The organism is Mycobacterium sp. (genome assembly GCF_019243155.1).
Lineage (GTDB): Bacteria > Actinomycetota > Actinomycetes > Mycobacteriales > Mycobacteriaceae > Mycobacterium.
Genome location: NZ_JAFAUS010000079.1, coordinates 1 through 6694, shown reverse-complemented (window position 1 = coordinate 6694; position 6694 = coordinate 1). Strand labels below are relative to the sequence as shown.

Genomic DNA, 6694 nt, shown 5'->3' with positions numbered 1-6694 from the left:
ACCCCGTCGAGACTTCAGCACCGCCACGCCCACGCAATCCTCGGCGATCGGCGTGACGTACGCCTCGGCGCCGGGCGCCCAGTGCACCTCGACGTAGTCCGACCACGGCGCGACTTGGACGTGCCTGTGGATGCCCCACCGGCGGGCACCCGGGCTCGGCCGCTCCAGGCCGAGGGACCGGCGGATCGGTGAGTGCAGCCCGTCGGCGGCGGCCAGGTAGCGCGCCCGCCACCGCCCGGCCCGCACGGATGTGGAGTCTTGACTGACCTCGGCCACGTCGTCGTGCACGACTCGCACGCCCGCATCGGTGGCGGCGTCCAGCAGCGCACCGTGTAAAACCGTGCGCCGCACCCCACGTCCGGCGCCCCGCCGGAACGGTGCGGCGACGTGCCAGCTTCCGTCGTGGTAGCTGATTCCCCGGAACGGCTTTCCGTAGGGGTGCACGCCAAGGCGTTCCAAGTGCCGCAGCGTGTGTGGCATCAGCCCCTCGCCGCACGCCTTGTCGATCGGTCCGCTGCGCCGCTCGACGACGACAACTTCCAGTCCGGCCTTTGCGCCGTAGACGGCGGTGGCCAGTCCGGCCGGGCCACCACCGACGACGAGGAGGTCGATCACGTCAGGCTCGCAAGTGCGCCGTTTTCCACCTGGATTCGCGTTCTCAACAGCAACGCGTTGAGGATGGTGAAGGCGCAAGCGGTGATCCATGCGGAGTGCACCAACGGCAGCGCCACCCCTTCCGCGATGACGGCCACATAGTTCGGGTGGGGGACGAAGCGATACGGGCCCTCGACCACCCGGAACGCACCCGGTATCACGATCACGCGGGTGTTCCACTGGTAATTCAGCGTGGTGATGCACCACCACCGAAGCGCCTGTGCCGCAACCAGAACCGCGAGCATCGGCCACCCCAGCGCGGGGATGAAGGACCGGTGCAACACGGTCGGCTCGAGCACGCATCCGCCCAGCAGGCCCGCGTGCAGCGCGACCATCGCCGGGTAGTGGCCGGCGCCGAACTCTATCCCGCCGTGTGCCCGACTCATGGAGCGGTTGCGTTCGGCGACAACGACTTCGGTGAGTCGTTCCAACGCGACCGCGCCGATCAACAGCAGATACCAAGTCATGACGACGTCACCGCCACCGCAGCATGACGAGCTCGGAGCAGAAGCCCGGGCCCATCGCCAGCATGACCCCCGGGCTGCCCGCGGCCGGCCGCTTGGCGATGGTGTCCCGCAACACGTGCAGCACCGAGGACGACGAGAGGTTGCCGACCTCGCTTAGTGAACGCCAGGTCAATTCGAGAGCGTCGTCGGGCAAGCCGAGTGAGGCGACGATGGATTCGATGACCTTCGGGCCACCCGGATGGCTGACCCACGTCCCGATGTCCGAGACGGTCAGGCCGTGTGACGCGAGGAACTGCGTCACGTCGTCGGAGAGGTACTTCTCGACGACGGCCGCCACGTCGGGAGACAGGATGAGGCCGAACCCCTTTGAACCGATGCTCCAGCCCATCGTGTTTTGCGAGTCGGGGTAGAGGTGGCTGCGCGATCCGAGGACGTCGGGGCCTGCGGCGCCGATCTTCTCGGCGCGCCGCTCGCCGACGGCGACCACCGCGGCGGCACCGTCGCCGAACAGTGCCGTGCCGACCAGGGCGGCCATCGACGGTCCGGTCGCAGGAAAGGTGAGCGAGCACAACTCCACCGAGAGCAGGACCGCGACCTCGTCGGGCGCGCCGCGCAGGTAGTCGTTCAGCCGACCCACGCCCGCGGCGCCGGCGACGCAGCCGAGGCCGAACATCGGCACCCGACGGACGTCCGGCCGCAGCCCCACTTTGGTGGCAATGCGCGCTTCCAGCGAGGGCACGGCCAGGCCGGTGACGGTGGTCGACATGATGACGTCGACGTCCTGCGGTTCCAGTCTCGCTTCCTCGAGCGCTGCGGTCAGTGCGGCACAACCGAGTTCGACCGCCTTCTCGATGAAGACGTTGTTCGCGTCGCCGAAGTCGGTCAGCGTTGCGTACTGCTCGAGCGGCAGTACCAGGTAGCGGCTGTCGACTTTCGAGCTGGCGTGGAATTTGCGCAGCGCATCCGCGTAGCCTGCGAACGTCGGCAGCGCCGCCAGCGTTTCGGTGATCTCGCTTTGGGCGTAGCGATACTCGGGCAGCACGCCCTGCACACCCGCGATCACACTTCCCGCTTTTCGGACGCCGAACTCGTTGCCGCTCAAGGATCCCCTCATGTTCCTCACCTTTCTTGAACTGCGTGATTGTCCGGCGTCGTTGCCGCGAGCGAAATCTCATGCCGTGTCAAGCCTTCCGGTGCCGCGTCCTGGCCCTCGCTGATGCCGAAGCGGTGATGCAGCCGGGTGAGCCAGCCCGGCGCCCACCAGCACCGGGTGCCGAGCACCCGCATAAACGCCGGCAGCAGCACCATGCGGATCAGGGTGGCGTCCACCAGCACGGCGAGCGTCAACCCGACTCCGAACATCCGCATGAAGGAGACGTGCGCTGCGATCAGCGCGGCGAAGGAGATCGACATGACGAGCGCCGCGGCCGTCACAACCCGACCGGTGCGAGCCACCCCCTGCGCGACGCTTTCGTCGCTGCCGGATCGGGTTCGCTCTGAGGCGAGCCAGAATTCGCGAATCCTGGAGACGACGAACACCTCGTAGTCCATCGACAAACCGAAGGCGATGCAGAACAACAGCACCGGAATGTTGGCGACCAACGTCCCGGTGGACGTCGTCCCGAGGCCGCCGAGGTGGTGATCTTGGAAGATCCACACCATCGCGCCGAAAGCGGTTGTCAATGAAAGGACGTTGAGGACAAGGGCTTTCAACGGCATCACGACGCTGCCGGTCAGCAGGAACAGCAGTACGAACGTGATCACCGCGATCAGGCCCAACACCAGAGGCAGGCGGGTGGTGATCGCGTTGACACTGTCCGAGTTGATTTGCGCGGTCCCGGTGAGTTCGACCGTCCTCCCGTCGGGCCCGGGAACGGCGTGCATGCGGCGCAACTGGTCGTCCGAGCTGTCCGAGAACAGGGACGCGGTGCTGCTGGCGGTGAGAAAGACGCTGCCATTGGCCTTGCCGGTCGGCGCGGTGGGCGGTCCGACCAGGGACCCGCCGGCGAAGGTACCCACCGGCGACGAGACTGCCGGCACGTCGGGCACCCGGGACAGCGCGGCTGCGTACCTTGCCATTTCGGCGTCCGGCACACCGTCGCTGTTGGGGATCACGACGCTGATCTGTGTCGCCGAGTCGTTGGTGAAGTCGCTGCGCAGCTGATCGCCGACCTGGCGAGCCGAGGCCGAGCCCGGCAGCACCCGGTCGTCGGGGAAGCCCCACCGCACACCTAGGAACGGCGTGCCGACCAGTACGAGAAGCGCAACTACGGCCGACCCGATGAGGAGCGCGCGGCGCATGACGAACTTTGTTGAGCGGTACCAGAAATGGCGTTCGACGGGCTGGGCGACCGGCTCCGGACGGTGCAGGATTCGGCGGGCGAGCCGGCGCGCGTCGAGGGTGTTCAGCCGGTGGCCGAGCAGCACGATAGCCGCCGGTGTGACCACCACCGCCGCGACCGCTGTCAGGGCGACGGTCGCGATTCCGGCGTAGCCGAACGACTTCAGGAAGTGCATCGGGAACAGGATCATCGCGGCCATCGACAGCGCAACGGTGGTGGCCGAGAACAGCACGGTGCGGCCGGCGGTCACCATCGTGTGCACGAGCGCGTCGTCGCGGCTTGCGCCACTGGCCATCTCGTCGCGGAACCGGCTGACGATGAGCAATGTGTAGTCGATGGCCAGCGCCAGGCCCAATGCGGTCGTGAGGTTCAGAGCGAATATTGACACATCGGTGGCCAGCGTGATCAACCGCAGCACCGCAAGCGATCCCAGGATCGACATCGCACCGATGGCGACCGGCAGCGCCGCCGCGAGTAGACCGCCGAAGACCCAGACCAGGACGAGGAAGCTGAGCGGGATGGCGATCGCCTCCATCAGCAGAACGTCGCGCTGGGCCTGCTCGGTGATCTGCGCGTTGACCATCGCGAGCCCGCCGGACCGGACGGACACGCCGTTGCGGTCGTGGGCGAACCGGCGCGAGAGCGAATCGGCGTACTTCTGCGCGCCGGCCTCGCCGCCGCCGATGCCCGCCACGACCAATCCCGACCGGTTGTCCTTGCTGACCAACGATGCGGCCGCCGCGGGAGGCGCGGTCCACGCAGACGTCATGCTTGTCACGTGCGCCGAATGGCTCAGCTGATCGGCGATCTCGGTCCCGACCGCTCGGGCCGACGGGCTGTTGACACCGTCCGGTGTGAAGACTAAGAACAGCAGCTGCACATCGCCCTGACCGAACTTGTTGGTCAATAGCCTTGATGCCGTTGCTGATTCGGACGCGGGATCAGCGAATCCGCTGGCGGATAGATTTTGTGCGACCGGGACTCCGAAGATGCCCGCGGCCAGCATGATCAGCCCCGCGATCGCGATGGTCCGCCGCGGTGCGGCGATCGCGAGTAGGGCGATCCGGTGCAATACGCCGTTGGGAACCGGACGGACAGCGTCACCGATCTCGGTCAGGGGAGTGGCGGTACTCGACCGCCCGATGCCGCATGTCATGGGACCACCCGACCTAATGAGGCTGAATTTCAACAGCTGATGACTTTTGTCAACAATTGGTGACTTGGACACTACGCCCCGAAATGGCACCAAGTCAACAGTGGCTGACATAGAGTTCGAGGATGGATGCGAAGCGGCCCCGAGACGCCGCACAGACGCGTGCCGACATCCTTGCGGCGGCGCGCCGGCGGTTTGCCACCGAAGGATTCGAGCGGACCACGCTGCGTGCGATCGCGGCGGACGTCGGGGTGGACGCGGCGCTGGTGATCCGCTACTTCGGCAGCAAGCAGGACCTGTTCGCGACGGCGACCGAATTCGTGATCGAGCTGCCGGACCTGACCGGCGCGGCCCCCGACCACATCGCGGACATGCTGCTGCCGCGCTATTTCGCGGTGTGGGAAGACGACCACTCGTTCCTGGCGCTGCTGCGAGCCGCGATGACCAGCCGGGTCGCGGCGGACACCCTCAACGACACGTTGGCCACCAACGTCGCGCCCACGCTGGCGGCGGCCACACCCGACAACGACCAGCAGCGGATCGCCTTGACGGACGCGTTCGTGATCGGCCTCGCCGCGACCAGATCCGTGCTCGGCAACCTGCCGGTGTCCGAGCTCAGTCGCGAAGAACTCAGCCGCTGGGCGGCCCCGATCTTCCGGCAACTGCTGGTCGGACCCGCGCCGTCGTAACCTCAGGGTTCGCTGGAGGTGAACGCACGGTGGCATAGAGTCTCCGTGTGACTGTGACGCGGCCTCGCAATGCCAGCCAAACGCGCGCCGACATCCTGTCCGCAGCGCGGCGTCGCTTCGGGGCGGAAGGCTACGAGCGCACGACCTTGCGGGCCGTGGCCGGGGACGTTGGTGTGGATGCGGCGTTGGTGATCCGCTACTTCGGCTCCAAACAAAACCTGTTCGCCGCCGCCGCTGATTTCTCGATCGAGCTGCCCGACATGTCGAATGTCGATCCGGACGAAGTCGCAAACATCTTGCTGCCCCGATTCTTCGCGGTGTGGGAAGAGGACGAGACATTCCTGGCGCTGTTGCGGGCCGCCATGACGAGCGATGTCGCGGCCGACACGCTGCGGCGGGTGTTCGCCGAGCAGGTCGCACCCAAACTGATCACCGCCACTCCCGACAATCCCGTCCAGCGAATCGGTTTGATGGGAGCCTTCGTCATCGGTTTGGCCACGACGAGATACATCCTGGAGAACCCACCGATCGCCAGCCTCAGCCGCGAAGAACTCAGCCGCTGGGCCGCCCCGGTTATCCGTCAGCTACTCGTGGGGCCCGTGCCACCGGCCTAGCCTGCGCCCGATGGCCGTAATGGAGCGCCGCGCGTCTCAAAGCGCGGGGTGGCGCAGCGTCGGATTCGAATAGATTTCGGATGCGACGAGAGGTTCAAGGCATGAGAACGATCGAGTGGGATGTCGACGGACGCAGGGTGTTCGGGCTGGCGGCCGGTAGGGGAGAGCCGGTGCTGCTGCTGCACGGTTACCCGCAGAGCGCAGCCTGCTGGCGCCATCAGATCGAGGCGCTGGCCGTCAATCACCATGTGGTAGCGCCGGATTGGCCCGGCTTCGGGCGGTCCGATCCACCGTCGACGGCGCCGACCTATGTCAACGAAGTCGATCGGATCGAACGACTCGCGCAGCGCTTGGGTTGGCAACGATTCAATCTGTGCGTCCATGATTACGGCGGCCTCATCGGACTCGGCTACACAATTCGGCACCCCGAACGGGTGCTGCGACTTGCTCTTTTGAACACCCGCGCGCATGGCACCTTCCGCCCGTGGTTCTATCGCTATTCATCTGCCCAACACTGGATTGCCACCAATTCGGCGATATCCGTTGCCGTGCAACATCTTCCGCTGGCCAGGCTGCACCACCTGGCTCTGGCCAGGTACCGAGACATCGGCTGCTTCGACACCGAATTGGAAACCGAGTACCTGGGCTGGATGAGCACGCGACGAGGCAGGCGCACGTACTGGGAGTTCTTCGCTCACTATCCGGTGCCGGCGGTCCCGTGGCTGGCCGAGGGACTAGGGACCATCCAGTGTCCGGTCTCGGTGATCTGGGGCGA

At 66.5% G+C, this 6694-nt stretch carries 7 protein-coding genes; 3 read left to right on the top strand and 4 right to left on the bottom strand.

Annotated elements, in window-relative coordinates:
• The 4 genes from JOZ00_RS04070 to JOZ00_RS04055 all read right to left on the bottom strand — a co-directional run.
• Positions 1 to 615, bottom strand: a 615-nt coding sequence (locus JOZ00_RS04070; RefSeq protein ID WP_293339984.1) for an FAD-dependent monooxygenase, incomplete at its 3' end; no start/stop codon positions are given.
• Positions 612 to 1121, bottom strand: coding sequence for an isoprenylcysteine carboxyl methyltransferase family protein (locus JOZ00_RS04065; RefSeq protein WP_293339981.1), 510 nt, complete (start codon positions 1119 to 1121; stop codon positions 612 to 614). The genes JOZ00_RS04070 and JOZ00_RS04065, both read right to left, overlap by 4 nt.
• 7 nt (positions 1122 to 1128) lie before the next feature.
• Positions 1129 to 2235 carry a 3-oxoacyl-[acyl-carrier-protein] synthase III C-terminal domain-containing protein gene (locus tag JOZ00_RS04060; protein WP_293339978.1) on the bottom strand — a complete coding sequence of 369 codons (1107 nt, stop codon included), beginning with the start codon at positions 2233 to 2235 and terminating at the stop codon, positions 1129 to 1131.
• 5 nt (positions 2236 to 2240) lie between these two features.
• Complete coding sequence (locus JOZ00_RS04055; RefSeq protein WP_293339975.1) at positions 2241 to 4619, bottom strand: MMPL family transporter; 2379 nt, start codon at positions 4617 to 4619, stop codon at positions 2241 to 2243.
• Between the two features lie 122 nt (positions 4620 to 4741).
• Here JOZ00_RS04055 and JOZ00_RS04050 point away from each other — a divergent pair, with 122 nt between their 5' ends.
• The 3 genes from JOZ00_RS04050 to JOZ00_RS04040 all read left to right on the top strand — a co-directional run.
• A complete protein-coding gene (locus JOZ00_RS04050; RefSeq protein ID WP_293339972.1) occupies positions 4742 to 5305 on the top strand; it encodes a TetR/AcrR family transcriptional regulator in 564 nt (187 codons plus the stop codon).
• Between the two features lie 47 nt (positions 5306 to 5352).
• Positions 5353 to 5919, top strand: a complete 567-nt coding sequence (locus JOZ00_RS04045; RefSeq protein WP_293339969.1) for a TetR family transcriptional regulator — start codon at positions 5353 to 5355, stop codon at positions 5917 to 5919.
• A 101-nt stretch (positions 5920 to 6020) separates the two neighbouring features.
• Positions 6021 to 6694 (top strand): alpha/beta hydrolase (locus tag JOZ00_RS04040; RefSeq protein ID WP_293339966.1); only part of this gene is annotated, 674 nt, incomplete at its 3' end.

What these genes read in the sequence shown, in the direction of transcription:
- JOZ00_RS04065 (WP_293339981.1), bottom strand. Translation starts at nt 1,121, where the DNA reads ATGACTTGGTATCTGCTGTTGATCGGCGCGGTCGCGTTGGAACGACTC.
- JOZ00_RS04060 (WP_293339978.1), bottom strand. Translation starts at nt 2,235, where the DNA reads ATGAGGGGATCCTTGAGCGGCAACGAGTTCGGCGTCCGAAAAGCGGGA.
- JOZ00_RS04055 (WP_293339975.1), bottom strand. Translation starts at nt 4,619, where the DNA reads ATGACATGCGGCATCGGGCGGTCGAGTACCGCCACTCCCCTGACCGAG.
- JOZ00_RS04050 (WP_293339972.1), top strand. Translation starts at nt 4,742, where the DNA reads ATGGATGCGAAGCGGCCCCGAGACGCCGCACAGACGCGTGCCGACATC.